Genomic DNA, 26011 nt, shown 5'->3' on the forward strand with positions numbered 1-26011 from the left:
CATGCCCATTGCAACCCCAGAGATTTACTCCGAGATGATTGATCGTGCGAAGGCTGGCGGTTTCGCTTTCCCTGCGGTGAATGTGACGTCGTCGCAGACTCTGAACGCTGCGATCCGCGGTTTCGCTGAGGCCGAATCGGACGGCATCATCCAGGTTTCCACCGGTGGTGCAGCGTACTGGTCCGGTGCTTCGGTCAAGGACATGGTGGCCGGTTCGCTGGGTTTCGCCGCGTTCGCCCGTGAAGTTGCGAAGAACTACAACGTCAACATCGCCTTGCACACGGACCACTGCCCGCAGGATAAGCTGGCGGACTTTGTCCTGCCGTTGCTGTCCGCGTCCGAGGAAGCCGTGAAGGCCGGCAAGGACCCGATCTTCAACTCGCACATGTGGGACGGCTCGCACGAGACCCTGGAGGAGAACCTGCGCATCGGCCGGGAACTTTTGCAGCGCGCGGCTGCTGCGAAGATCATCCTCGAGGTTGAAATCGGCACCGTTGGTGGCGAAGAAGACGGCGTGGAGAACGAGATCAACGAGAAGCTCTACACCACCACCGAGGACGCCCTGGCTACGATCGAGGCCTTGGGTGCCGGGGAGAACGGCCGTTACCTGACCGCGTTGACGTTCGGTAACGTGCACGGTGTGTACAAGCCGGGCAACGTGAAGCTCCGCCCGGAACTGCTCAAGCAGATCCAGGCCGAGGTGGGTGCGAAGATCGGCAAGGAAAACCCGTTCGACCTCGTCTTCCACGGCGGTTCGGGTTCCACGGAGCAGGAAATCGCTGACGCTGTTTCCTATGGTGTGATCAAGATGAACATCGACACCGATACCCAGTACGCGTTCACCCGCCCGGTGGCCGGACACATGTTCTCCAACTACGACGGCGTCCTGAAGGTCGACGGCGAAATGGGCAACAAGAAGACCTACGACCCCCGCGTGTGGGGTGCTTCGGCCGAAGCAGGCATGGCCGCACGCATCGTCGAAGCCGCCCAGCAGCTCGGATCCGTCGGCAAGACCTTCTAGCCGTGGAACATCACCTGATTATCGATGGCCACAACGACATGTTGTGGAAGCATCATGAACTGGCTGGCTTGGACTTCGAACGTCTCGATCCTTCGCGTGAGCAGCTGCTGTTGCAGACGGACCTGGTCCGCCTGAAGCATGGGGGAGTAGGGGCACAGTTTTGGTCCATCTGGGTACCCGCCGACTCAGACCCGGCCGAGGCGGCGGCCCTCACACTGGCCCAGATCGAGGCCGTCCACCGTCTATGCGAGACCTACCCGCAGCTCACTGCCCTCGCGCGGTCCGCGGATGACATCGAGCGATGCTTCTCTGAAGGGAGGATCGCCTCCCTGATGGGAATGGAAGGCGGGCACCAGATCCTCGATTCCCTCGATGTGCTGCGGTTCATGTACCGCAACGGCGTCAGGTACATGACCCTCACGCACAACAGAAACACTGCGTGGGCGGACAGCGCAACGGATGTCCCAAGCGTGGGAGGCCTCAACGCCTTTGGCGAGTCCGTGGTGGAAACGATGAACGAACTGGGCATGTTGATTGACCTGTCGCACTGCGCAGATTCGACGATCGAGCAGGTCACCCGCCTCAGCAAAGCCCCGTTGTTCTTCTCGCACTCCGGCGCCCGGGCCCTATCCGACCATCCCCGTAACGTCACGGACAGCATGTTGGGCGCGGTCAGGTCCAGCCGGGGGATCGTCATGGTGGTGTTTCTTCCAGAGTTCCTTTCCGAGGAATACCGTCGATGGTCTGCTGCGCGTCAATCCGCGCAAGGGGACTGGATCGGGCCGCAGGCGGCGGTACGGGAAAATGCCTGGCTCGCGGAGAACCCAAAGCCTCCCTGCGGCATTCGGGAGATCTGTAACCACATCGAGCACATTCGGGACGTCGCCGGCGCGGAGCACGTCGGAATAGGCAGTGACTTCGACGGGATGACCCCGCCTCACGACATCGCATCGGTGGACCGCTTCCCCGCTTTGCTCGAGGAGCTGGAACGCCGCGGATGGTCCAGCTCTGAGATCGCCGCGCTGACCCACGGCAATCTGATCCGCGTCCTGCGGGACACCGAAGCGTCGGCGGAACACTAAACACGCCCCCGAACGGTCATCAGGGTGCCATCCCGCTGATTCGGATTCTTCCTGAAGTGAGTCGGACGCTGCTGCGAACGGCGGGTTCGGACGCATGAACGGCGTGCTTCGGGAGTCCGGCGGTAGCGGCTGTTCGGGAGGTTTGGGCAGGCATAGGTTGTCTCTCAGTTTGCATCATTCGTCAACTAACGGAGCCCTCGGGACTCCTGCTGAAGGAGTAACCATGTCTGGAAGCCCCGACGCCCATGTGGACCTTACCTATGACCGGACCCTTGCTACGCGTCGACCACCTGGCAAACGGAATTGCCCAGTGGCAGGCGGCCAGCCCCACGCAGAAGGGCCCACCGGGCTCGACCTGAGATGCCTCAGCAGGCCCAGCCGTGACGCTAATCCGATGGGCGACGATTTTGATTACGCCAAAGAGTTCCTGTCGGTGGACTTGGACGAGCTGGCCCGGGATGTGGACCAAGTGCTGACCACATCACAAGAGTGGTGGCCTGCCGACTTCGGACATTATGGACCGCTTGTCCTTCGCATGGCCTGGCACAGTGCCGGCACATATCGTCTGGGTGACGGGAGGGGAGGCGCCGGCGCTGGCATGCAGCGTTTCGCACCTCTCAATGGCTGGCCGGACAACCGTAACCTCGACAAGGCGCGCAGGCTCTTGTGGCCGGTGAAACAAAAGTACGGCTACAAGGTCTCTTGGGCTGATCTGATGATCTTCGCCGGCAATAGGGCCTTGGAGTCCATGGGTTTCAAAACCTTCGGGTTTGGGGGTGGACGCGAGGACGCCTGGGAAGCTGACGACACGTACTGGGGTCCGGAGGACACGTGGTTCGCCGACGAACGCCACAGCGGCATCCGGGATCTGCAGGAGCCCCTCGCGGCCAGCGAAATGGGTCTGATCTACGTGGACCCGCAAGGCCCAGCCACAGTCCCTGACCCCATCGCCGCAGCCCGGGACATTCGTCAAACATTCCAACGCATGGGGATGGACGACCAGGAAACGGTTGCCTTGGTAGCTGGTGGCCATACGTTCGGCAAGACCCACGGAGTCGCCCAGCCCGGCACCCATCTGGGACCTGAACCGGGGTTCGGAGGCTTCGAACTGCAAGGTCTGGGCTGGCCCAATTCGTTCGGAACAGGCAAGGGTGCCGACACCATCACCAGTGGGCTGGAAGGGATTTGGACGCCCACCCCGACCACATGGGACAACAGCTTCCTTGAAATACTGTTTGCGTACGAGTGGGACGTGGTTCTTAGCCCGGCAGGTCTCTGGCAGTGGGTTCCCAGCAATGGCGAAGGGGCCGGTACGGTTCCCGATGCCCACGACCCGTCCAAGAGCCACGTCCCCACGGTACTCACCACGGACCTTGCCCTGAAGGAAGACCGAAAATACGAGGTGATTGCCCGGCAATTCCTGGAGAATCCAGAACAACTGGCGGATGCCTTTGCCCGTGCCTGGTTCAAACTCACGCACTCGGATATGGGCCCCGTCAGCCGATATCTGGGCCCGCTGGTCCCGCGCGAACGACTGATCTGGCAGGACCCGGTGCCGGAAGCGGACCACGAGCTGATTGGCGCGGATGACATCCGCACGCTGAAGAGCCACGTGCTCGCATCGGGCCTGTCCGTGGGACAACTCGTCTCTACCGCGTGGGCTTCGGCCTCTACGTTCCGTAACAGTGACAAGCGCGGGGGCGCCAACGGAGCGCGCATTCGCCTTGATCCCCAACGGGGCTGGGACGCGAACGATCCTGAGTCATTGGCCAAAGTACTCGACACTCTTGAATTGATCCGGGATCAGTTCAACACCTCCCAGTCTGGTTCGAAAACGATATCCCTGGCTGACCTGATCGTGCTGGGCGGCTGCGCAGCGGTGGAACACGCCGCAGCCAAGGGTGGCCACGACGTCGAGGTCCCTTTCCGACCGGGCCGGACAGATGCCACGCAGGAGTGGACTGATCCTGAGCGGTTCTCCGTGCTTGAACCCACAGCGGATGCATTCCGTAGCTACCTTGGACCGGCTAACCGTCTCCCATCCGAAGTCCTAATGGTGGAGCGCGCTCATCAGCTGACACTTACTGCCCCCGAGATGACTGTTCTGCTCGGTGGTCTGCGGGTGATGGGTGCCAACCACCAGAACTCACCCATGGGCGTCCTGACCTTAACTCCGGGCGTTCTGAACAACGATTACTTCGTCAACCTGCTGGACATCGATACCGTTTGGACGCAGACGGCTGACGGCAATACGGGTGAAGAGGCCTATGAAGGTAAGGACCGGACGAGCGGGCAACGCAAGTGGGTCGCAAGCCGCACTGACCTCGTCTTTTCGGGAAATGCCGAGCTGCGTGCCCTATCGGAGCTCTATGCGGGCCGGCATGCCGAATCAAAGTTCATCAACGATTTTGTCTTCGCGTGGCAGAAGGTCATGGACCTCGACAGGTTCGATCGCTAGCGATGCGATGCACGAGCACCTTGCCAGGGACTGGCAACACCAAAACTAAGGAGCAAATGGATGTCTCTCGGAACAGTTTTCCTTTCCGAACTCTTCGGAACAGCAATACTGACCCTCTTGGGCTGCGGCGTAGTGGCGAACGTTGCCCTTAAGGGCACTAAAGGAAACAACGCCGGATTCCTTATGGTGACGTGGGGATGGGGTATCGCCGTTTTTGCCGGCGTCTTTGTCGCCGTGAAGTCGGGCGCACACCTCAACCCGGCAGTTACCTTGGGCCTGCTGATCAACGGCAAAGCGGAGTATGCGCCAGGTGTGGCAGTGGACTTCGCCTCCACGGTCACATATTTCGGAGCGCAGTTGTTGGGGGCAATCCTCGGGGCCGTCTTCATGTGGGCCGCACATAAGCAGCATTTTGATGTCGAACCCGAGCCGGTCAACAAGCTGGGCGTTTTCGCCACGGGGCCGGCCATCAGGTCCACGCCCTGGAACCTGGTCACCGAGATCATCGGCACGTTCGTACTGGTCTTCGGGATCCTCACGTTCGGCGGCACGCCTTCTGGACTGGGTCCCCTTGCCGTCGCCCTTCTGGTGGTTGGCATTGGGGTGTCCCTTGGCGGTCCCACCGGTTATGCCATCAATCCTGCCAGGGACCTGGGCCCCCGAATTGCCCATGCGCTGCTTCCCATTAAGGGCAAGGGCTCCAGCGATTGGGGCTACAGCTGGATTCCCGTTGTGGGGCCACTCGTCGGAGGAGCGCTGGCCGGAGTGGTCGCCGCGGTCGTGCCAATAGTCGCGCCCTGAAGAAAGCAGAGCATCATGAAACTACAAGTCGCCATCGACCTCCTAACTGCCGACGCGGCCCTCGAGCTCGCAGGCAAAGTGGCCGACTACGTGGACATCCTGGGGCTCGGGGCTCCGTTGATCAAGTCTGAAGGTCTCCCGGTTGTCAGCGCCGTCAAGAAGGCACACCCCGACAAACTTGTCTTGGCGGACCTCCAGACCATGGATGCTGGAGAGCTTGAAGCAAACCTTGCCTTCGCGGCAGGTGCGGACCTGGTGACGGTGCTCGGTGTCGCTGACGACTCGACCATTGCCGGTGCGATCACAGCGGCCGCGGAATGCGACAAGGGCGTGATCGTCGACCTCATTGGCGTGGCGGACAAGGTGGGCCGGGCCAATGAGGTCCGGGCCTTGGGCGCCAAATACGCGGGGATGCATGCTGGATTGGACGAGCAAGCCCAACCGGGCTTCGACTTGGCGCGGCTGCTCCGTATGGGCAAAGAATCCGGTGTCCCTTTCTCTGTTGCAGGCGGTGTAGAGCTGACCACGATCACCGACATTCAGCAGGCTGGGGCTGACGTGGCCGTCGTCGGAAGTTCCATTTATGGCGCCGCGGACCCGGCCCAGGCGGCGCGGAAGCTCCGCGGTGCTGTCATGTGGCTTCCTGTTCCGAGGACGTGACGACGGATGCGTAGGTCAATCAGCAAAGCCTGGCACCAACTGCTGCAGGCAATGTCTTACGTGCATCCGCTTCCTCCCGGTCAGGAACCCGTCAGCTGCGTGGTGTGCGGGCACAAGGAACCCGGAGACAACGCGGACCAGCTGGACTGGTTCGTCGTCGCCACCGGGTTCTTACCGAGCTGCATAAACTGCGCCTAATCCCTGATGTGGCTTCCCTATATCAAGATCGATGAACGGCTTACGGACAGTTACGTTTGCTCACGGCGTTGATGCTTTTCCGAGTTGATGAATTTCGCAGGGGCAGTACATGTTCCGGCACGTGTAGCAGGCGGGCATCATTTTGCACCGTTGGCAGACCTGGCAGTCGACCGGGTCAACATGCCGACCCGATCCTGCTGACGTATAAGGTTCACCGCAGTGATAGCAGGGGGGACGCGTTGGGTCATCTTCAAGGCCATGAATTTCAAGGTTCTCCATTAGTCACCATCCGTAGGGGCGATGCCCTCATCAATGATGTCGACGCCCAGGAGCATGAGGCATGCCACGACCAGGAGGACAACCCCGGTCAGCAGGTCCATGCGGAGGCGGGGCAGGAAACGGGGAAGGAAGCTGGCGATCGTTCGGCCAATTTGGTGTCCGGCGACTGACATCACAAACGTGGTCAAGGCGAACAGGGCCGGCGCCAGCCAGGGCGAGTGGCCGGCCAGCCCCAGGGTGGCCCCGGCGGCAACATTGTCGAGGCTCAGGGGCAGGGGAAGCCAGCGCCGTGCCGTTTTCATATCGAGATCCGCGTGTTCGGGAGAGCGCAAGGACTTGATGATGAGCCACAGGCTGTAGGCGGCCAAGCCGATCGCACCGATGACTCCCGCCAAACCCTCAATCTTTGTGCTCAGATAGGCGCCGAGCAGGATCCCGGCGACCGGTGCCACGCCGTCCCACATGGCGAAAACCAGCGATGTCCGCACGGACGTGCGCCAATTGGGTTTGAGGCCACCAAGCACAATGGACGTCCGGAAGTTGTCCAGGCCGAGGGCAAATCCCAACCCGAGCAGGGCGATCATGCCTTCTCCCTGAGTATGGTCGGGGACAGCTGGACAGGTATGCCTGTGGTCCTTCGCGGTGTGACATTCGTAGCCCGGTTGGGACGACCCATCGCCATACGGGGGATCAGTGTCCCGCCGGCGGGCCGGGAGGGATCGTTAGCCGTCGCCACAGCCGCCTCGATGAGGCCGTGGTCGGGGGAAAGGTGGCAGACCGGATCTGTTCGCGCGGCGTCGCCGGTCAGCGCAAAGGCCTGGCACCGACAACCACCGAAATCGATCTCCTTGCGATCGCAGCTGCGGCAGGGGTCGGGCATCCATGAGTCGCCCCGGAATTGCTGGAAGAGCGGTGCCTGTTCCCAAATCCATCCCAGGGAGTGCTCACGCACGTTGGCCGCCGGCAGCCCGTGGCCCAATGCCAGCTCGTGGGCGGCCGGACACGGCAGTGCATCGCCATTGGGCACCACGGTGAACTGCCGGCTGGCCCATCCGTCCATGCAGGGTTTTGGGTACTCGCTGTAGTAGTCCGGGATGACGTAGATGATCTCCATGGATTCCGCGAGCCGTTCCCGTGCCTCGCGAACAACATCCTCGGCGTGGTCGAGCTGCTCCCGGCTTGGAAGGAGTTCGGGCTGGTTAAGCCCTGCCCAGCCGGCATATTGCGTGTTCGCCAGCTCGATGCGGTCCGCGTGCATCGCTTCTGCCATGGCGATGATGCCGCCGATCCGATCGATATTGAGCCGGTGCAGGACTACGTTGAGGGTGAGCGGCCAGCCCAGATCCTTAACCTGCTGGGCGACTATCTGCTTGCGGGCAAATGAGGGGGTGCCCGCAATGTCATCGGACAGTGATCGCTCATCCGATTGAATGCTGAGCTGCACATGGTCCAGGCCCGCCTCGCGAAGCTCGGCCGCACGACGCCGGGATAAGCCAAGGCCGCTGGTGATCAGGTTGGTGTAAAGGCCCAACTGGTTGGCGGAGCGCACCAACTCGACAATGTCGTGGCGTTGGAGGGGCTCACCCCCGGATAAGTGCAACTGCAGCACGCCTAGTTCGGCGGCTTCGGCGAAAACCCGTTTCCAGTCCTCTGTGCTCAATTCGTCCCGGTAGTCGTCGAGCTGAAGTGGATTAGAGCAGTAACCGCACTTGAGCGGGCAGGCATAGGTGAGCTCAGCGAGCAGTCCGTAGGGCCTATCCATGTTCTACCTCCATGCCGTGCTTGGTGACGAGCCCCGCCACGAAGCGTTGGATGTCGCCGTATGCGACCTGGTCATACTGGCCGCGCAGTTCGGCCTCGATCTCTGCGAGGGTCCTGGTGGCGTCGCACAGCTCCACGATGGCGGCCCCCGTGGCGTTGATGGTCCAAATGGTCTCGGGCGAGAGCAATGCGTACTCCCCACGCGCGGCGTTGAAGACCAGCCGAACGTGGGGAGACAACCTCGGCCGGGCGGTAGCGTCAACGATTTCCATAGCCCTGGTCAATCGCATCGAGCATGCTCCACAGCACATCGCATTTGAAGGACAAAGCGGCGACGGCGGCGGCCTGCGTTTCGGGGGTGACGCAGTACTTTCTAACGATCTCCAGGCCATGTTCGGAGTCGCGGGGGGCTTGGGAGATACGTGCCCGGAAATAGGCAAGGCCTTCCGGAGCAATCCAGGTGTAGTAGCGCTCAAACGCCGAGAGCCGTTCTGCCATAAGGTCCGGGGCGAACAGCTCGGTCAGAGAAGACGCGACGGACTCCACCCAGGGCTTGGTGCGGGTAAAGGTGACGTACGCATCGACGGCGAATTTCACGCCGGGGAGCAGGTGCCTGGAGTCCTCGACTTCCTCACGGGTCAAGCCGACGGCTTCGCTCAACCGCAGCCAGGACTCAATTCCGCCGGTCCCTTCTGTGACGCCGTCGTGGTCGATGATCCGTTGTACCCAGCGTCGCCGGACGTCGCTGTCCGGGCAGTGGCTGAGGATCGCCCCGTCTTTCCGGGGGATGTTCATTTGATAGTAGAAGCGGTTTGCCACCCACCCCCGGAGTTCTTCCGGGGTGGACTGGCCCGCGTTCATGCGCCGGTGAAAGGGATGCTCGCTGTGATATTGCTTGGCATGCGCGCGGAGGGACTCTTCGAGCTCGTCCGGCGTGAGTATTGCTGTCATGGCTGCTCCTTAGATTTCAAACTCAAGCCCGTCTACAGCGACCTCCACGCCATGCCGGTCGAGGTGCAGGCGTTCTGGCGAGTCGTCGAGCAGGATCGGGTTGGTGTTGTTGATGTGGACGTAGATCTTGCGCGGGATCTCGAGTGCGGACAACGCTTCGAGGCTGCCGCCGGGCCCACTGATGGGAACGTGTCCCATGTCCCGAGAGGTCTTGTCGGCCAGGTCAAGGCTGGCCATTTCGTCGTCGCGCCAGAAGCTTCCGTCGAGCAAGATCGCCGAGCAATCCTGGAACTCCCCGAGGACGCCGGGGGTGAGTTGCTGCACGCCGGGGAGGTAGACAAAGGAGCGGTCTGTGCTGATGTCCGTGACGCGGTACCCCACTACCCGGCCGTAAGAGATTGTTTCCGCGAAGCGCTTCGGCTTGGCAGTGGGAACATTGAAGGCACGATAGGACAACCCCGTCCCAAGTTGCGCCTCCACACCCGGGATCACGGGTGTCCACTTCACAGGGCAATACTGTTGGAGCGTTTGCAGAATCCCTGTACCGGAAGTGAGTGTTCCATGGACGGATTCCGTGGCATGCACTTCGACGCCACGGCCCTCACGCATCAACAGCAGGCCCAGCGAATGGTCAAGCTCAGCATCCGTGAGCAGGATGGCTTGCACCCGTGGACCTTGCCCAGGCACGGGGTGCAGGGCTTCAAAGGATTCTATTTGGGACTGGATGTCCGGTGAACAATTGAGCAGGAACCACTGGTGGCGGTCAGCGCTGACCGCGATGGACGATTGGAGGCGCGGTACACAGGGACGGGATCCGTCCCTCGCCGCGCTGCACGAAGGACAGGCACAGTTCCACTGCGGAAACCCTCCTCCGGCTGCTGAACCCAGAACGCGTACCCACATCTCCGATGATGCCTTTCGTCCGTGTTGGTGGAGGTATGCCGGCGAAGTACCGGCATACCTCCGGGCCACTACTTGGTTGCCACGTAGGCAGTTACTTCTGCCGAGACGCGGATTTCCGCGAGCGTGGGAGCTTCCCAGCTCTTCTTGGTGCTTTGATCAGTCATGTTCCTTCTCCTTTCATTGATGGGTGGGTTTGCAGGACACAGCTCAGTCGGGCAGAGCGAAGGCGATGACCGCGCTGCCGTGGCCTTGGCCAAGTAGTCCGGGCACGATGCCTTCGAGCCAACCGCCCCAACCAACGGGGACGACGACGAACTGCTTGCCGTCCACGCTGTAGGTCGAGCAGCTGCTGTGGTGGCCGCTGCCGCACTGGAATTCCCAGAGCTTTTCACCGGTGCGGGCATCCAGCGCTACGAATTCCCCCGTCGGGGTGCCGGCGAATACCAGGTCGCCGGCCGTGGCCAGCACGGACGCGGCCATGGGGTAGTCGATGCGCCAGCGCCATTTCTCTTCACCGTAGGTGTCGAAAGCGCTGACGGATCCGGCCATGTTGTCGATGTCCACCTGGACACCGGCACCCCAGTACGGAATGCCTTCCTTGAACTCGCGCCGCCGGCGCGTGGCGGTAGCACCGACGTCGGCCACTGGCACGTAGAACAGCTCCGTCTTGCGGCTGTATGCGGCGTGCGTCCATTCCTTCGCGCCGGCCGGGCCGGGGTAGAAGTGGACCGGTTCGCCTTCCTTGTCGGGGTACTTCCGAGGAGTTACTTTCCCATCACGGGTGATGACGCCCCAGTCGATGCGGTCCACAAAGGGAGTTACGTGCTGCAGCTCGCCGTTGGTCCGGTCCAGGACGAAGAAGTAACCGTTCTTGTCGAAGTGGCCGAGGAGCTTCTTGCCATCACGCTCAAACAGGGTCATCTCCATGGTGGAGTCGTAGTCCCACAGATCGTGCGGGGTGAACTGGTAATGCCATTTGATTTCCCCGGTGTCGACATCCATCGCCACGACACTGTCGGTGTAGAGGTTGTCCCCTTCACGGACCCCGCCATCGAAGTCCGGAGCAGGGTTGCCGGTACCTGCGTAGTACAGGTTCAGCTCAGGATCGTACGTACCGGTAACCCAGTGGTTACCACCACCGCGCTGCCAGGCCTCACCGTCGGCGGGCCAGGTTTCCGAGCCGGGTTCGCCGGGCTTGGGCACAGTGTAAGTACGCCAACGCTGCTCACCCGTTTCCAGGTCCCAGCAATCGATATGGCCACGTACCCCGAACTCTCCGCCGGCGCTGCCGGTGATCAGAGTGTCCTTGATGACGGTTGGGGCAATCGAGGCACTTTCACCTGCACGCACATCGCCAATGGTTTTTTGCCACACCACGTCGCCGTTTGTTGCATCCAGTGCCAACAGCTGGGCGTTCGGGGTCACGAAGAAGACTTTCCCCTTGGCTACTGCACATCCCCGGTTGACGTTGCTGCAGCACAGCGAAACGTCAAAAGGAATCGCATGCTTGTAGCGCCACAGCTCCTTGCCGGTCACCGCGTCCAACGCCCAGAACCAGCCGTCCCAGCCGGTGACGTACATGACGCCATCGACAACCAGGGGGCAGGCTTCGAAGGCATAGGTGGAGGTAGCTGCCATCTGACCGGAATGGCCGGCCTGGAAGATCCACGCAGGGCTGAGCTTGCTCACGTTCCCCGTGTTGATCTGGTCCAACAGGCTGTAGCGCTGTCCGTCATAGGCGCCGTAGTACGTCAGCCAGTTCTGTGATTCCGAACGCGCGTTCAACAGGCGCTCGTAATCAATCTCGTTTGTCACGGCGGGGGCGACCCCCGCCATGCTGCTTAGCGCGCTATGGTCTATAGCCTCGCCTGCGTCAACATACTCAACAGTCATCGATCTGGTCCTTTCTATTCGCGGGGTTGGGTGGGACGATCCAGGCGGGCTTCAGGGGGGACTTCGCCCTGCACGACGATCGCGGCAGTGAGGCCCCGTCCTTCGTCGTTGCCTCCCGGCGAGCTGTACCAGTAGTAGCCCGGGCCATCCAGACGGATTTTCGCCTTTCCCCGCGAATGGTTCACCAGCCACAGGAACTTTTGGTCGCCGTTGCTTGGCAACAGGCAGGCATGGGTGTTCTTGTCATCGTTGATGACGGTCAGTTCCAGATCACCGCCATGCGGCAGAACGAGAATGGCCGGATCCCAGCAAACCTCGTCTTCCTTGATCCGGATGGTCGCCTCCATAGTGCCGTCGGCACGTTCCGTCGCCTCCGCGATCGAACCAGTGGCCAACACCCGGCCCATGGATGCTTTGTTCTGTCCGTCCAAACCGAGCCTGGCCAGCAACTCTGACCGTTCCTCAGTAATGTTTTCTTCAGCAATCGTCACCAGACATCACCTCCTCGTGAAATCACATACGAATTACGCGAGCATTCATGCGTAACAGCCAGCTCATCCGAGCAGCTGAGAGCTAACCGTATGCCCGCCCAAACCGGCCGAAAAGGTACTACCGCCGGACCCGCGGAGGCTGCCGTTCAGGCGCTCGAAGGTGCCGTTCACGCTCACATCCATGGCACGCAGACCACCCACTTCGGGCATGCTTTGGGGTTGGGAGGACATGGCGCCCCACGGTGGATCTTTGTGAACTACGTCACGAAACCTGCGGAGCTTCCACTAATGGCATAGACGCGGGCCATGGTTGGCCTTCGGTTCAGAACGCGTTCCTTAACGGGCGCCGAGGAGGTTTTCGTGCCAGGTGAGCATCAATCACAGCAGATTTCCACGCAGTCCAACCGAACCGCCGTATTTCATGCGTGGGAGCGCTTTGTGGGCGGTGGGGATGATGTCCAAGGAGTGAGGCCCGAGGTAGCGATCTCGTGGCAACGCTCCCGGGATGTCTACCGGATAGACCCCTTTCTGACAGAGGCGCCCAACGCGGTATCGGATGCTACCCACTCCCTCGACCAGGACACAGTCTTCGCGGAGCTGGGATTTTGCGCTGCTGCGATGGCGCACGAGTTGGCAAAGGTCGGTGGTGTTGCGACGATCGCCGATGCCAATGGCCGGATAGTTGCCGCTTGGGGCGACAGGAACACGCGCACGATCGCTTCAGAGGGTGGGCTTGCGCCCTTTTTCAGCTGGTCGGAGAGCTCCGTTGGAACGAACAGCATGGGGACCGCCCTGGAAACCCGGCGCGCAGTGATGATCAGGCAATCAGAGCACTGGTTGCAGGCTTTTCATGAGTGGTCCTGCGGTGCCATCGCGGTGCGGGAGTTGGTGGGTGGAGAGCCCATTGCGGTCCTGAACATCTCGTGCTGGGGCGGCGAACTGCCCGGTTCTGCAAGGAAATGGCTGGAGACGTCGGCAGCCCGCACCCAGAATGTCCTGAGGGGAAGGGCCCACGACAGCGGCAACGAGTTGCTCGCAGTGTTTGCCCAGGCCAGGGGACGTACCACCGATCCTCTGGTCGCCGTGGACACTGAAGGAGGCGTGGTGATCGCCGACGACAGGGCCAGCATGATCCTGGGCATCCCGGGAAATGCGCCCGCGGTGGATCCGGTGTTGCGTTGGACTCCGCAACTTCCCCCGTTCATCCATGCCGCACGCTATGCCACCAAGCGCGCCGCTGTTGACTCAGGCTGGACCGGGTCGACCCAGATCTTCACCCGTTTTACGGACGAACCGACGTCGATCGGCATTCGACCAGTGTTCCTCCATAAGAATCTGATCGGGCACCTGATGTCTTTCGGGGCCGTGGCGGGCGAGCACTTTCCACAGGCCGAAACAGGCGGCGTGCTGCTGGGAGGATCGCGGCGGGTCGTAGCCCTACGCGAGGAGAACCGGATGGTGCTGTTGGCAACGTCGGAGGTAGCGGTGGCGGAAGCGGAAGGGAACGAGGTATGGCTGCTGACCGATGAGGGCAGGCTCCGTGCCGCATTGTCCGGCTTGGACAAGCTCGAAACCGATCTGTCGGACACAGGGAGCTTCCTGCGGGTGCACCGTCAGTACCTTGTCAATCTCAGCCGCATCCGCGAAGTGGAGCGACGGGAAAAGGGGGAGTGGGTCCTCATCATGGACAATCCAGAGCGCACAATGGTCCCCGTTTCACGACGAAACACCCGGGCTGTGCGTCGGGCACTGAATATTTAGGCCCTCTCACCCGGTCTGACCTACCCCCACCGTCTTCAAGTAGCTCCGGATCCCGTCGATCACCAGCTGGTGGTCGTCATCGGACGACAACCCGGAGACCGTGATCGCCCCAATGACGCCAACCCCACGAACCCGGAGCGGGAAGGATCCCCCAGCCAAGGTGTAGTCCTCCGGAGCGAGCCACCCACCGCCAAGCGGGTTGCGCTCAGCGAACTGTTCCCCCAGCAAGGCCGTGCTGTGCTCAAACCGCAGCACGGATGCAGCCTTCCGGCGGATCCATTCTTCCTGGTCTGAGGTAGCACCGGGAAGGACGCAGCGGAAGAGCACGATGTTGTGGCGGCGAATGTCGATTGCCACACCAAACCCGGAAGAGATCGCGTGGTTGGCGATCAGCGAGCCCAGCCGCCAGGCATCATGGTTGTCGAAGGCTGCGAAGACCAGCTCTTCCTCCTGCTGGAGGAGTTCCACGAGGCGGGGTGAGTCGCTCATGCGGCATCAGCCCTGTTGGAAGCGCCGTCAGCGTCGTAGCTCAGGCCGATCTGCCGGCGGATCTCGTCCATGGCAGCCATGATGGCCACGGTCTCAGACTGGGGAAGCGTCGTTCCGGAGGTGGAACCCTCCCGGACCAGGCGTTCCAGTTCCGCTGCCTGGTACTGCATGCCCCTGCTGTTCACGGGCTGGTCGTAGCGTTCCAGCACTTCCCCGTCGGCTTTGAAGACGGTAAAGGGAACAGGGTTGTACCAGGTGTGCTCGATGTCGATCCAACCCTCGGTGCCGATCACCATGGCCCGGTTGGCGCTCGCAGCGTCCAGTTCGCAGTCCACTAAAGCCTGCGCACCGCCGTCGTAATCAAAAATTGCTGCCGTCTGCCGGTCCACGCCGGTGGGCGTCATCGAAGCGCTCGCCCGGATCGCGGCGGGCGTACCCAGGATGTCGAAAGCGAAAGAGATGGGGTAGATGCCGAGGTCCAGCAGGGCCCCGCCGCCCAGTGCGGGATCATTCAGCCGGTGCGCGGGATCCTTGGGCAGGCTTTGGTTGTGGCTGGCCACCACCTTCCGGACCTCGCCGATGGTGCCCGCAGCGATGACCTCGCGCACACGGATCATGTGTGGGAGGAACCTCGTCCACATGGCCTCGAGCGCCACGAGCCCTGTCGAGCCGGCCAAATCAACAACGTCCTGAGCCTCGCGCGCGTTCATGGTGAAGGACTTCTCCACCAACACGTGCTTGCCGGCGTTCAAGGCCAGCAGCGCATTGGCGTGGTGGAAAGGATGCGGCGTGGCGATGTAGACCACGTCAACCAGGGGATCAGCCACCAGGTCTTCGTAGCTGCCGTGCGCTGTGGTGACGCCGTACTCTGCGGCGAAAGCCTTGGACGAGTCCAGCGACCGCGATCCGACAGCCTGAACTGTGAAGCCGTTTTCCTTCAGATCCTTGGTTTGCAGGCCCGCGATGAAGCCGGTGCCGAGAATTCCCCAGCGGATGGTGCCGTCGGAAGTGCCATTGCTGAAGGTCACGGGCTTAGTCCTTTGATGGGTCGGTGAGCGGGTACGCCACAAACGCAAAGCGCGTCGAATCCGGCGACCAGCTGTTGACGTTGAGGGTACCTTGGCCGCCAAAAAGTGGCCACGTTTGGAGGGGAACCGTCCAGTCTTCGGTGGATACGAGGACGACGGCGACCGGCAAGTCGGCGGGATGGCCTTCGGTGCCGCTGGGGAACCGGATGTACGTCGCGAAGCGGCCGTCGGGGGAGAGATGCGGGAACCAGTCGACGGAGTCTGACGTCAGGAGCCGCTCGAAACTGCTCCTGTCCCGTCGGATGCGGGCCAGTTGCGCGTGGCCGGGAGCAGAAGTGAAGGACTCGGTATTGAGGTAAATCCACTGGCCATCCGGCGAGTATTCCGGCCCGTCGCAGTGACCGGGCCCAACATCCACGCGGGCGGCAGTGCCGCCGTCGGACGCTATGGTCATGAGGCGACCGGGCTGCGTAAAGTCGCCCGCCTCGATACCCACGTATGCCAGCTCCTTGCCGTCGGGACTGACGCCGTGGAGGAAATGGAATGTGCCGTCCTCGTCCGTGATCCGCCGGGCAGGACCGCCGCTCAGTGATGCCCGGTAGATGTGGCCGTCGTTGGCGGAAAGGTAGATGCCGGCACCGTCGGGCGCGAGCACGTGATCGTTGTTCAGGTCCGGCACGCCGGTCAACGGAACTTCTACGGGTTCGCCACCTGGAACGTCCAGGGTCCACAACTTGCCGTCCCCGTTGAGGACCAGTGCCGTCCCGTCGAGGGTCCAATTCGGGGCCTCAAACAGGACGTCAGTGGAGGTGAACAGCAGCTCGGCCTGGCCGCTGACCGACGCGACCCACACCTCGCAACGCTGACCGGGTTGAAGGGTGCGGGTCGCGTCGGCCAAGGGCTAGTCCTTGCTGCTGAAGGCAGCGTCGAAGCTGGTCTGCGACACCGGGAAATCGAACTTCTTCAGCGCGGCGAGGGCTTCGGGGGCGCCGTGGAGTCGGTCCATGCCGGCGTCTTCCCATTCGATGCTGATGGGTCCCTTGTAGCCGATGGCGGTCAGGGCGCGGAAGGACGATTCCCACGGCACGTCGCCGCGTCCTGCGGAGACGAAGTCCCAGCCACGGCGGGGGTCGCCCCAGGGCAGGTGCGAGCCCATGACGGTGTTCCGGCCGGTGGGGCGGAGCTTGGTGTCCTTGCAGTCCACGTGGTAGATCCGGTCCTTGAAATCCCAAATGAAGGACACGGGATCGATGCCCTGCCACATGAAGTGGGAAGGGTCCCAGTTCAGGCCAAACGCTTCACGGTGGCCGATCGCTTCGAGTGTCCGGACAGTGGTCCAGTAGTCGTAGGCGATTTCGGACGGGTGCACTTCGTGGGCGAAGCGGACACCGCATTCGTCGAAGACGTCCAGGATGGGGTTCCAACGGTCGGCGAAGTCCTGGTAGCCGGCGTCGATGACCTTCTCGGGGACGGGCGGGAACATGGCGACGTACTGCCAGATGGAGGAGCCGGTGAACCCCACCACAGTGTCCACGCCGAGCGCCTTGGCGAGGCGGGCGGTGTGCTTCATTTCCTCTGCGGCGCGTTGGCGGACGCCTTCGGGATCGCCGTCGCCCCACACCTTGGAACCGACGATGGCTTCGTGGCGGAAGTCGATCGGGTCATCGCAGACGGCCTGGCCTTTGAGGTGGTTGGAAATGGCCCAGACCTTCAGGTTGTACTTTTCCAGCACAGCCAGCTTGGACTCGACGTAGCCGGGTTCGTCCCAGCGCCAGGCGTCCAGGTGGTCTCCGGAGACGGCGATTTCCAAGCCGTCGTAGCCCCAGCCCGAGGCAAGGCGAGCGACTTCCTCGAAGGGGAGGTCGGCCCACTGGCCGGTGAACAGGGTGTACGGGCGGGGCATGTCAGGCTCCTTCAATAGAGGTTGCATTGAGCTGGATCAGTGAACTTTTGGCGGCCGCCGACTCTTCGATCGCGGCCAGTATGTGTTGGACGTTGAGTCCTTCTTCGAACGACGGCGACGGCTGGCTTCCGTCGCGAATGGCGAGAAGGAAGTCCCGGATTTGGTGCGTGAACGTGTGTTCCCAGCCGATGATGTGGCCCTGTGGCCACCAGGCTTCCAGGTAGGGGTGCTCGGGCTCGTTGACCAGGATCCGGCGGAATCCTTGTTCCCGGACCGGCACGGTCGCATCCAGGAAACCCAGTTCGTTCAGGGCCTCCAGGTCGAACAGGATGGTGCCTTTGTCGCCGTAGATTTCAAGTTTGAGGGAGTTCTTCTGGCCCGTCGCCACCCGGCTGACCTCCACCGACGCGATTGCTCCGGAGGCGAGGGTCAGGGTGGCCCAGGCGGCGTCGTCGACCGTTACTTGTTCCGGGCCGTTGGGGCCGGGACGCTGGTCGACAAAAGTGTGCAGGCGGCCGGAGACTTCCGTGACGGCATCGCCCAGGAGGTAGAGGACCTGGTCGATGGCGTGGGAGGCGATGTCGCCCAGGGCGCCGGATCCGGCGGTTTCCTTGCGGAGCCGCCAGGTCATGGGAGACTCTGCGTCGGAGAGCCAGTCCTGGAGGTAGGCGGCGCGGATGTGGCGCACGGTGCCGAGGCGGCCTTCGGCGATGAGTTCGCGGGCCAAGGCAAGGGCGGGGACGCGGCGGTAGTTGAAGCCGATCATGGACTGAACCCCGCGTTTGCGGGCCTTCTCAGCGGCGGCGGTCATAAGTTCAGCCTCGGCCAGGGTGTTGGCGAGAGGCTTTTCCACAAGGACATGCTTGCCGGCTTCGAGGGCTGCAATAGCGATCTCGGCGTGCATCCAGCCCGGGGCGCAGATATCGATGATGTCGATGTCGTCCCGATCAACGACCGAACGCCAGTCAGTGGCGGATTCGGCCCAACCATACTTGGCAGCGGCTTCGGCCACCTGGGCTGCGTCCCGGCCCACGAGGACCTTCTGCTCGAAGGCCGGGACGTCGAAGAAACTGGCCACGTTCCGCCACGCATTCGAGTGGGCCTTCCCCATGAAGGCGTAGCCGATGGCGGCAACCCCCAGTGGGCGGTCGGAAGGCAGGGACGAGTGTGTGGGCGTGCTCATGGTTCGTTTCCTCGCTGGGTTCGCTGGGGTTTAGAGGGTTGCGGTTTCCGGCGCCCAGTCCTCGGGCAGGGCAGCCGAGGTGGGGGCGTTGCTGGTGACATCGACGAAGGTGCCGGATTCGACGGACTCTGCGATTGAGACCATGCTGTCCAGCACGTGGTAGGCGAGGTCACCGGTAGCCCGGTGCGGGGTGCCGGCACGCAGGGCCCGGGCCATGTCCAGCACGCCCAGCCCACGGCCGTTGGCGGGACCTGTCGCGGAGATGATTTCGGGTTCTTCCGCGCCGGGTCGCCAGAGCTTCAGGTCGCCGTCGAAATAGTTCGGGTCCGGCAACGAGAGCGTCGCCTCCGAGCCGGTGATCTCCACGAAGCCCATGCGTTGGCGCGGCGACTCGAACGAGAACACGCTGTGCGAGGACTGGCCGCCCTCGAACTGAGCCATGGCCGAAACGTGCGTGGGGACCTCGACGGCGAATTCCTCGCCGGCCTTGGGACCGGAACCGATCACGCGGGTCGCCTTCGCGGAGGAGCCGACGGCGGCCACCTTGCGGATCGATCCGAAGGTCTGGATCAGTGCGGTCAGGTAGTACGGGCCCATGTCGAACAAGGGTCCGGCGCCGTGCTGGAACAGGAACGCAGGGTTCGGGTGCCAGGATTCCGGTCCGGGGGTCTGGAACGTGGTCATGCCGGTCAACGGGGTACCGATGTCGCCGCGCTCGATGATCCGTCGCGCGGTCTGCAGGCCCGCACCAAGGAACGTGTCCGGTGCGGTGCCCAGGCGGATGCCCGCGGCGTCGGCTGCCTTGAGCAGGCCAAGACCGGACTCGCGGTCCAGGGAGAAGGGCTTCTCGGTCCAGACGTGCTTGCCGGCGTTGACCGCCGCCGTCGCCACCTCGACGTGAGCTGCAGGGATGGTCAGGTTCACGATGATTTCGACGTCGGGATGGTTCAGCGCCAGCTCCGGGGCACCCCATTCGGGGATCCCGTATTCCTCGGCGCGCGCCTTGGCCGCCTCTTCGAAGAGGTCGGCGATGACCAGGACCTTGACGTCCGGGAAGGTGGTGAGGTTGTCCAGGTACTGCTTGCTGATGTTGCCTGCACCAATGACGGCTACGCCTACAGTGCCTTTACGGGTGGAAGGTGTGAAGCTCATGCCTTGGCACCTGCCGATTCTGCGTTGAGGAATGCGAGGCTTTCCGTGATTCCTTCGAAGATGTCGCCTGAGTAGTCGTCAAATTCAACGACGCCAACCTCCAAGGACTTCGCCGCCGCAATGACATCCAGCACGGGGATGGTGCCCTGGCCCGCGGGCTGCTGGGCCTTGGTGTCGGTGTTGCCCGGGCCGTCCTTGATGTGGATCAGCTTCACGCGGTCACCGAGCCGGGCCAGCAGCTCCACGGGGTCCTGGCCGCCCACGGCAACCCAGTAGGTGTCTACCTCGAGGACGAGTTCCGGATCCAACAGGCCCTCGAAGTACTCCAGCGCGGTCTTGCCCTCGATGGTGGACTCCAGTTCCCATGCGTGGTTGTGGTAGCCCACGCGGATGCCGTACTCCGCACCCTTCTTCGCGGCGGCGTTGAGCTTGGCTGCCGTACCCTGGATGGTTTCCGCGTCCTGCCAGTGTTCAGCCGGGAGGAACGGGTCGATCACGGTGGTGATGCCCAGTTCCTTGGCGGCGGCGAAGATTTCGTCCTGGTCGGCCGACAGGAGCGGTGCGTGTCCTGAAGGAGCGGTCAGGCCGTTTTCCTTCAGCGCAGCCCCGAGCTCGGCTGCGGTGGCCACGAAGTTGTACGGTTCAACCTGCGTGAAACCGATCTCGGCGACCTTCTTGATGGTTCCAGGCAGGTCCTCCTGGATGGCATTGCGGAGGGTGTACAGCTGGAGTGAGTACGACATTGTTTTCCTTTGCGGGAGTGGTTTGTGCAGGGAATTCAGGCGTTGGCGCCAGTCTAGTTAGCGCCCGGCGAGGGAGCCACCGATTCCGCCAACGCTGAAGTACTTGTTCAACGTGGCGAAGACGATGATCGGGGGAAGCATCATGACGACGGCCAGCGCCATCACGGAGGTCCAGTCTGTGGCGTTCTGCTGGAAGAAGGATTGGACACCCATGGGGAGGGTGAAGATCTCATTGGAGCGGAGGAAGACGATGGCCACGAGGTAGTCGTTCCAAGCGAGCAGGAAAGCAAAGATCGCCGTGGAGAGGATGCCCGGCAAGGAGTTACGCAGCACCACCTTGGTGAAGGAACCAAACACCGAGCAGCCATCGATCCAGGATGCTTCTTCGAGGCTGATGGGGATCGAATCGAAGTACGCGGCCATCATCCACGTGGCGACGGTCATGGTGGAACCGACGTAGATGATGGTGATGCCCAGCAGGTTGTCCACCAGTCCCATCCCTGCGAAGAGGATGAACAGCGGAACCACCGAGGTGATGATCGGCAGGGACTGCATCACGAACAGGAGCAAGGAGTAACCGGAGACTGCCTTGGACCGGCCGCGGGACAGGACGTAGCCCGCCGGCGCTGCCACGGCAACGGACACCACAACCGTGGAGAGCGTGGTGACCAGGCTGTTCTGCAGCCACGTCGCAGCCAGTGTCCCGTTGAACACGTTGGCCAGGTTTTCGAAGGTGAACCCGGTAGCGGTGCTGTTGGGCCCTGGCGTGAAGGCGAGGACCACGGTGACCATGATGGGTACCAGGACGATCACAGTGATGGCCAGGATCAGGACAAAACGCCACCAGCGTCCGCGCATGCCGGCTTCGGAGAGGACCCGGCGGGTTTTGCCTGATTCGCTGATGCCGAGGGCCGGGCCGGTTTCGGGGTGGGCGTGGAGTACAGCGCTCATTATTCGACGCTCGACTTTCGGATCTGGCGGTACAGGATGACGGAGATGACCACCAGGGTCATGGTCATGAGGAAGGCGATGGCAACACCGGGGCCGGTAGCGAAGTCCTGGAAAACCGTTCGGTAAGCCAGGACCACCAGCGAGGTGGTGGCACTGACCGGGCCGCCGCCGGTGAGGAGGTAGATGGTGGGGAAGTCGTTGACGCAAAAGATCGTCATGAGGATCCACGAGATGTACGTGGAGCGGGCGATCAGCGGCAAGGTGATTTGGGTGAATTGCTGCCAACGGCTGGCACCATCCATGCTCGCGGCTTCGTAGACGGTGGTGTCCACCGAGGCCAGGGCCGCGGAGATCATCATCATCATGAAGGGGAAGGAAACCCAGACCTTGAACACCATGACAGTGATGGACGCGAGGGTCGGGTCGGCCAGGAACAGTGGGGTTCCCAGGCCGAGGCCCCGGAAGATCGAGGGGATCAGGCTGTCAGGTGTGGCAACCAGCCAGTTCCACGCGGTGGAGGAGACCACAATCGGCACCACCCACGGCAGGAGCAACAGGACCTTGAAGGTATTGCCTGCGGGGATTTTGGTCCGCAGCAGCAGGGCCAGTCCCAGGCCAACAAGCCAGGAGCCGAACACGCCAACAATCGTGAACCACAGGGTGAACTGTGCAGCCTTCCAGAACGCCGGGGAGGAAAGGACGTGGGCAAAGTTTTCCCCGCCAACGAAGTTTCCGGTCTGGAGCAGGTCGCCGTCGTGGGTGGCCTGGACCGCGGCGTGGATCAGCGGATAGCCGTGGATCAGGACCAGCAGGACCACGGAAGGCAGCAGGAGCCAGAAGAAGGTCCTGGTGGTTTGCGCGCTCAGTTTGCTCTTGCGCTTACCAGGGGAGGCCCCCGGCCCGCCGGGGGCGAGCCCCCGGCGGGCCCGGGACAAGCCCGAAGGTGCGGTGGTGGATGTCATGGCTGGACCCGTTCTACTTCTTCAGGACGGATTCGAGGCCGGACTGGAACGTCTGCAGGGCGCTCTTGGCGTCCTTTGCCTGGCCGGTCAGGATGGACTGGCTGAACTGGTTGAGGGCCTGGCCGCCGTCGAGGGCTGCGAGGTTGGCGTTGAGGGTGCTGCCCTGGGAAGCGAACGTCTTGGCGATGGGCTGCCAGTCCTTGACGATCTTGACGTTGTTGGGGTCATTGGCGAACTCGGGCGTTTCGGTGATCGACTTGAAGACCGGAAGCGCGGACATGAGCTTCTGCTTCCACAGTTCCTTGAGCTGGCCCATGTAGTAGACAAGGAACTCTTCGGAGGCCTCCTGGGAGGGGGTGTTCTTGTACATCATGATGTTGTTCGGGAACACGATGGTGGCTTTGTCGCCGTGCGGGCCGGTGATGGGGTCGGCCACCAGCAGGTCGCCGGAGGTGTCGCCCACGCGCTGGGGAACGTTGACCTGGAAGAGGCCGAAGCCTGCCTTGCCGTCCTTCCACTGTGCCGACATGTTGTCCGTGGTGTAGCTGACCGCGGCAGGATCGATGATGCCGTTGGATACGAGTTCCAGGACGAATTCCATGGCTTCGACGTTGCGGTCGTTGAGGAGGTCCAGTTCGCCGTTCTTGTTCCAGACGCCGCCGCCGTTGTTGACCATCATCATGATCATGGAGTGGTTGCCGTAGTTGTTGCCCGAACCGGCGCCTGTGGCGAAGCCAAACGCGCCAACCTTCTTCAGTGCCTTGCCGGCTTCGAGCAGGGATGGCCAGTCGGTGGGCAGGGAAACCCCGGCTTTCTCGAACAGGGACTTGCGGTACCAGAACACGCGCATGTCCAGCTGCCACGGAACTGCGACATAGCCCTTGTCCGACTTGAACGGATCCAGCACTCCCGGAAGGAAGTCGTCGAACTGGCCGTTGGCCTTCATCTTCTCGATGACTTTGTCTGCGTAGGCGATCTGACCCTGCTGATCAAACTGGAACGCCTGGAAGCCACCACCGGTGGAAACAGCCGGACCGGTTTTGGAAGCGATGGCCGAGGAGAACGTCTGGTAGAAGTTGTTCCACTGGATGATCTGGTAGTTGGCCTTGGCGTTGTTGGCGCCGGAGAAGCCTTCAGCGATCTTCTTGGCGGAATCGTTGTAGGCCGGTGTTGCCCACGGCATATCCCAGAACTTGATAGTGCCACCGGCGCCGCCGCCACCGCCGCCCTGGCTGGCTGAGCCACCTCCGCAGGCGGCGAGAAGCGGCACTGAGGCCGCGGCGGCGGTCAGGCCGAGGAAGCCGCGGCGGGAGAATGCTTTGTTGGCTGTGGACTGAACATTCATAGTGATTCCTTTCGGGACCGGCAACGCGGAGTCCGCGTCGCTACGCCGGTCCAGCTCAACTTTGAGTAGGGCAAACGGATACTGAATGGCTGGTACTGCTTTGTGTTGCGGTGATTCAGGTGAGGGTGGAAACGGATTCGGTCAGTTCCGCGAAGTGGCGCAGATCTGAGGGGACGATGCCTGCGTCGAGGTGTTCCTTCAGCCGGCGCCACGTGGCGCGGTGGGCGGACTCGTACAGGGTGGGCAGAAGCAGTTCGCCGTGCGGACCGGTGACCTTGACCGTGGCCGGCCACGCCGCGGACGGTTCGGGCAGCGTGAGGCTGACGCCGCCGTCGTCAACCAGCATGCTGAGCTGCAGGGACGCGGGCCGGGCGTCGGACAGGATGCCTTGCAGCGCCACCGGCGCGCCGTTGGCGAGCACCGCCGTCGCCGTGTAGCCCCGCGGTCCGCGGTGGAGGAGGCGGAGGCCGTCCAGCGGACCGGTAACGCGTACGACGGCGGCAAGATGGTCCGCCAGCAGCTCACCGGAGTTGGTGCCGGCCGGGGCGGTTGCGACGGTGTCGAGCATCGCGGCACGTCCGGCGAGGGAGCGGACTGCATCCTCGGCTGCCGGCATTGCTGGGTTGGATGCCCAGCGCTGGTCGAGGACCACTGCGGTGTTGCTGCGTTCGGCGGCTGCCGCGAGCGAGTCGGTGTTTTCCGGTGCAGGGTTGATCACCACAATGCCGCGAGCCCCGCCGTCAATGGCGGTGGCTGCCTCGGTGGTCCATCCGGGCTGGCCGGAAACGACAACTACGTCGGCTTTTGCTTCGGCGTCCGGACCGAACGATTCGGGAAGGGATGCGACCACCAAGGCCACGGCACCGGCCGCCTGCGCCTCGGGCGCAGCCTTGACTGTGTACGGGTGGCTCATGCGCGGATTCCTTCGGTAACTGCGTGCTGCGTCTCAAGGCTGGCTACCGTGGCGTCGGCAATGTCCAACGCGAAGGTCAGGTCGTCAATCAGGGTTTGCGCGGTGGGCGGCTGCTTCGCTCCCGTGGCCAGGGCCGCGAGTTCGCGCCACTCACCTTCGTAACCGTTGTGGTCGAAGGGGCCGAGCACCGTGGTCGTGGTGCCCCGCGTCAGGGTGGCGGTGGCTGAACCGGCCTGCACGTATGACGGTGTGAAGTCGATGTGCAGGGCAGCGGCATCGGAGATGGCTTCGAAGCTCCATTCCGGCTTCCATGTGTTGTTCATGGCCGCGCGGAGTTCGATGGTCCGGGTGGGGGTGCGCAGCGAGATGACGTAACCGAAGGGGCGGACGTGGCGTGCCTCGAGCACCTCGATGTCCTTGAAATCCGGGGTGAACCGGCGGATCAGCGGGAGGTCGTGGATGGCCAGGCCCATGATGCCGCCCCGGAGTGCGCCCTTGATGACCTCAGGGTCGGAGTAATCAGGAGTGCCACCAGCGGGCCGCGTGATGATCTCGGTCGCGAAGTCCTCGAACCGGGCGTTGGGTGGGAGGACGATCGAGGAGCGGATGGTGTGCGTGGTCTCCGGGAGGGCGCCCCAGTTGTCCTGGGCGGCGAGCCAGCCCGGATCGAACGTGTGCATGGCACCGACGATGATCGGCACGCCCGTCTCGGCACTGACTGCCGAGATTCGTGCGGCTTCTCCGGCGTTCATGGCAAAAGGCTTCTCGCAGAGGACGGCCTTCTTGCCGGCATGGCAGGCGGCGATAACTTGTTCGGCGTGGAACTGGTGGGGGCTGCAGATCGCGACAATCTCAACGGCGGGATCGCTGAGGAGGGCTTCGACGCTGGTGCTGTGGGTTGCACCGACGCGGGCGGCGACGGATTCGGCGACGGAGGGGTCGACGTCCATGATGTGCCGGACGGTGAGGATGTCGCCGAGCCGGGCGAGGGACGGCAAGTGGATGGCCTGGGTGACCGGGCCGGCGCCGAGGATGCCAACACCCAAAGGGCGGGTGGCGTCTGTGTGGCTGGACAAGTTCAGT

At 62.8% G+C, this 26011-nt stretch carries 26 protein-coding genes; 6 read left to right on the top strand and 20 right to left on the bottom strand.

The window, feature by feature from the left end:
* The first annotated feature begins 1 nt into the window (after position 1).
* The 5 genes from fbaA (at position 2) to hxlA (ending at position 6022) form a co-directional block, all read left to right on the top strand.
* The gene (gene fbaA, locus QRM57_RS01795; protein ID WP_284985329.1) at positions 2–1021 is read left to right on the top strand and encodes a class II fructose-bisphosphate aldolase; all 1020 of its coding nucleotides are present in this window, start codon (positions 2–4) and stop codon (positions 1019–1021) included.
* 2 nt (positions 1022–1023) lie between these two features.
* Positions 1024–2103, top strand: coding sequence for a dipeptidase (locus QRM57_RS01800; RefSeq protein ID WP_284985331.1), 1080 nt, complete (start codon positions 1024–1026; stop codon positions 2101–2103).
* A 223-nt stretch (positions 2104–2326) separates the two neighbouring features.
* Positions 2327–4561, top strand: a complete 2235-nt coding sequence (gene katG, locus QRM57_RS01805) for a catalase/peroxidase HPI (protein ID WP_284985332.1) — start codon at positions 2327–2329, stop codon at positions 4559–4561.
* A 60-nt stretch (positions 4562–4621) separates the two neighbouring features.
* Entirely contained in the window at positions 4622–5362 is a 741-nt protein-coding gene (locus tag QRM57_RS01810; RefSeq protein ID WP_284985333.1) for an MIP/aquaporin family protein, read from the top strand.
* Positions 5363–5377: 15 nt separating this feature from the next.
* On the top strand, positions 5378–6022 hold the full coding sequence (gene hxlA, locus QRM57_RS01815) for a 3-hexulose-6-phosphate synthase (RefSeq protein WP_284985334.1): 645 nt from the start codon (positions 5378–5380) through the stop codon (positions 6020–6022).
* A gap of 476 nt (positions 6023–6498) precedes the next feature.
* Here the strand turns inward: hxlA and QRM57_RS01820 are convergent, their stop codons facing one another.
* From QRM57_RS01820 to QRM57_RS01855, 8 genes are all read right to left on the bottom strand, one after another.
* The gene (locus QRM57_RS01820; protein ID WP_284985335.1) at positions 6499–7083 is read right to left on the bottom strand and encodes a manganese efflux pump MntP; all 585 of its coding nucleotides are present in this window, start codon (positions 7081–7083) and stop codon (positions 6499–6501) included.
* Positions 7080–8261, bottom strand: a complete 1182-nt coding sequence (gene pqqE, locus QRM57_RS01825) for a pyrroloquinoline quinone biosynthesis protein PqqE (RefSeq protein WP_284985336.1) — start codon at positions 8259–8261, stop codon at positions 7080–7082. Before pqqE ends, QRM57_RS01820 begins: the two co-directional genes overlap by 4 nt.
* Positions 8254–8532, bottom strand: a complete 279-nt coding sequence (pqqD, locus tag QRM57_RS01830; protein WP_284985337.1) for a pyrroloquinoline quinone biosynthesis peptide chaperone PqqD — start codon at positions 8530–8532, stop codon at positions 8254–8256. The genes pqqE and pqqD overlap by 8 nt, the downstream gene beginning before the upstream one ends.
* A complete protein-coding gene (pqqC, locus tag QRM57_RS01835; RefSeq protein WP_284985338.1) occupies positions 8519–9211 on the bottom strand; it encodes a pyrroloquinoline-quinone synthase PqqC in 693 nt (230 codons plus the stop codon). The genes pqqD and pqqC overlap by 14 nt, the downstream gene beginning before the upstream one ends.
* A 9-nt stretch (positions 9212–9220) precedes the next feature.
* Positions 9221–10114, bottom strand: a complete 894-nt coding sequence (pqqB, locus tag QRM57_RS01840; RefSeq protein ID WP_284985340.1) for a pyrroloquinoline quinone biosynthesis protein PqqB — start codon at positions 10112–10114, stop codon at positions 9221–9223.
* A 68-nt stretch (positions 10115–10182) separates the two neighbouring features.
* On the bottom strand, positions 10183–10278 hold the full coding sequence (gene pqqA, locus QRM57_RS01845; RefSeq protein ID WP_235519855.1) for a pyrroloquinoline quinone precursor peptide PqqA: 96 nt from the start codon (positions 10276–10278) through the stop codon (positions 10183–10185).
* A 43-nt stretch (positions 10279–10321) separates the two neighbouring features.
* A complete protein-coding gene (locus QRM57_RS01850; RefSeq protein WP_284985342.1) occupies positions 10322–12007 on the bottom strand; it encodes a PQQ-dependent dehydrogenase, methanol/ethanol family in 1686 nt (561 codons plus the stop codon).
* A gap of 14 nt (positions 12008–12021) precedes the next feature.
* A complete protein-coding gene (locus QRM57_RS01855; RefSeq protein WP_284985343.1) occupies positions 12022–12498 on the bottom strand; it encodes an MSMEG_3727 family PQQ-associated protein in 477 nt (158 codons plus the stop codon).
* A 360-nt stretch (positions 12499–12858) separates the two neighbouring features.
* Here QRM57_RS01855 and QRM57_RS01860 point away from each other — a divergent pair, with 360 nt between their 5' ends.
* Complete coding sequence (locus QRM57_RS01860; protein ID WP_284985344.1) at positions 12859–14259, top strand: DNA-binding protein; 1401 nt, start codon at positions 12859–12861, stop codon at positions 14257–14259.
* A 6-nt stretch (positions 14260–14265) separates the two neighbouring features.
* Here the strand turns inward: QRM57_RS01860 and QRM57_RS01865 are convergent, their stop codons facing one another.
* The 12 genes from QRM57_RS01865 to QRM57_RS01920 all read right to left on the bottom strand — a co-directional run bounded on the left by QRM57_RS01865 (position 14266) and on the right by QRM57_RS01920 (position 26004).
* A complete protein-coding gene (locus tag QRM57_RS01865) occupies positions 14266–14748 on the bottom strand; it encodes a heme-degrading domain-containing protein (RefSeq protein ID WP_284985346.1) in 483 nt (160 codons plus the stop codon).
* Positions 14745–15776 (bottom strand): Gfo/Idh/MocA family protein, encoded by a 1032-nt coding sequence (locus QRM57_RS01870; protein ID WP_284985347.1) that lies wholly within the window; start codon positions 15774–15776, stop codon positions 14745–14747. The genes QRM57_RS01865 and QRM57_RS01870 overlap by 4 nt, the downstream gene beginning before the upstream one ends.
* Before the next feature lie 4 nt (positions 15777–15780).
* The gene (locus QRM57_RS01875) at positions 15781–16674 is read right to left on the bottom strand and encodes a TolB family protein (RefSeq protein WP_284985348.1); all 894 of its coding nucleotides are present in this window, start codon (positions 16672–16674) and stop codon (positions 15781–15783) included.
* Between the two features lie 3 nt (positions 16675–16677).
* A complete protein-coding gene (locus QRM57_RS01880; protein ID WP_284985349.1) occupies positions 16678–17679 on the bottom strand; it encodes a sugar phosphate isomerase/epimerase family protein in 1002 nt (333 codons plus the stop codon).
* Position 17680: 1 nt separating this feature from the next.
* Positions 17681–18862 (bottom strand): Gfo/Idh/MocA family protein, encoded by a 1182-nt coding sequence (locus QRM57_RS01885; RefSeq protein WP_284985350.1) that lies wholly within the window; start codon positions 18860–18862, stop codon positions 17681–17683.
* Positions 18863–18892: 30 nt separating this feature from the next.
* Positions 18893–20014 carry a Gfo/Idh/MocA family protein gene (locus QRM57_RS01890; RefSeq protein ID WP_257370470.1) on the bottom strand — a complete coding sequence of 374 codons (1122 nt, stop codon included), beginning with the start codon at positions 20012–20014 and terminating at the stop codon, positions 18893–18895.
* Positions 20011–20757: a sugar phosphate isomerase/epimerase family protein gene (locus tag QRM57_RS01895; RefSeq protein ID WP_235519868.1), complete on the bottom strand. Its 747-nt coding sequence runs from the start codon at positions 20755–20757 to the stop codon at positions 20011–20013. The genes QRM57_RS01890 and QRM57_RS01895 overlap by 4 nt, the downstream gene beginning before the upstream one ends.
* A gap of 57 nt (positions 20758–20814) precedes the next feature.
* On the bottom strand, positions 20815–21708 hold the full coding sequence (locus tag QRM57_RS01900; RefSeq protein WP_257370469.1) for a carbohydrate ABC transporter permease: 894 nt from the start codon (positions 21706–21708) through the stop codon (positions 20815–20817).
* Positions 21708–22670, bottom strand: a complete 963-nt coding sequence (locus tag QRM57_RS01905) for a carbohydrate ABC transporter permease (protein WP_257370468.1) — start codon at positions 22668–22670, stop codon at positions 21708–21710. The genes QRM57_RS01900 and QRM57_RS01905 overlap by 1 nt, the downstream gene beginning before the upstream one ends.
* Before the next feature lie 13 nt (positions 22671–22683).
* Positions 22684–24015 (bottom strand): ABC transporter substrate-binding protein, encoded by a 1332-nt coding sequence (locus tag QRM57_RS01910; protein WP_257370467.1) that lies wholly within the window; start codon positions 24013–24015, stop codon positions 22684–22686.
* Between the two features lie 115 nt (positions 24016–24130).
* A complete protein-coding gene (locus QRM57_RS01915) occupies positions 24131–24928 on the bottom strand; it encodes a hypothetical protein (protein WP_284985352.1) in 798 nt (265 codons plus the stop codon).
* Positions 24925–26004, bottom strand: coding sequence for a Gfo/Idh/MocA family protein (locus QRM57_RS01920; protein ID WP_284985353.1), 1080 nt, complete (start codon positions 26002–26004; stop codon positions 24925–24927). Before QRM57_RS01920 ends, QRM57_RS01915 begins: the two co-directional genes overlap by 4 nt.
* Positions 26005–26011: the final 7 nt, after the last annotated feature.

Origin of the sequence: Arthrobacter sp. fls2-241-R2A-172 (genome assembly GCF_030208885.1) — a bacterium.
GTDB lineage: Bacteria > Actinomycetota > Actinomycetes > Actinomycetales > Micrococcaceae > Arthrobacter.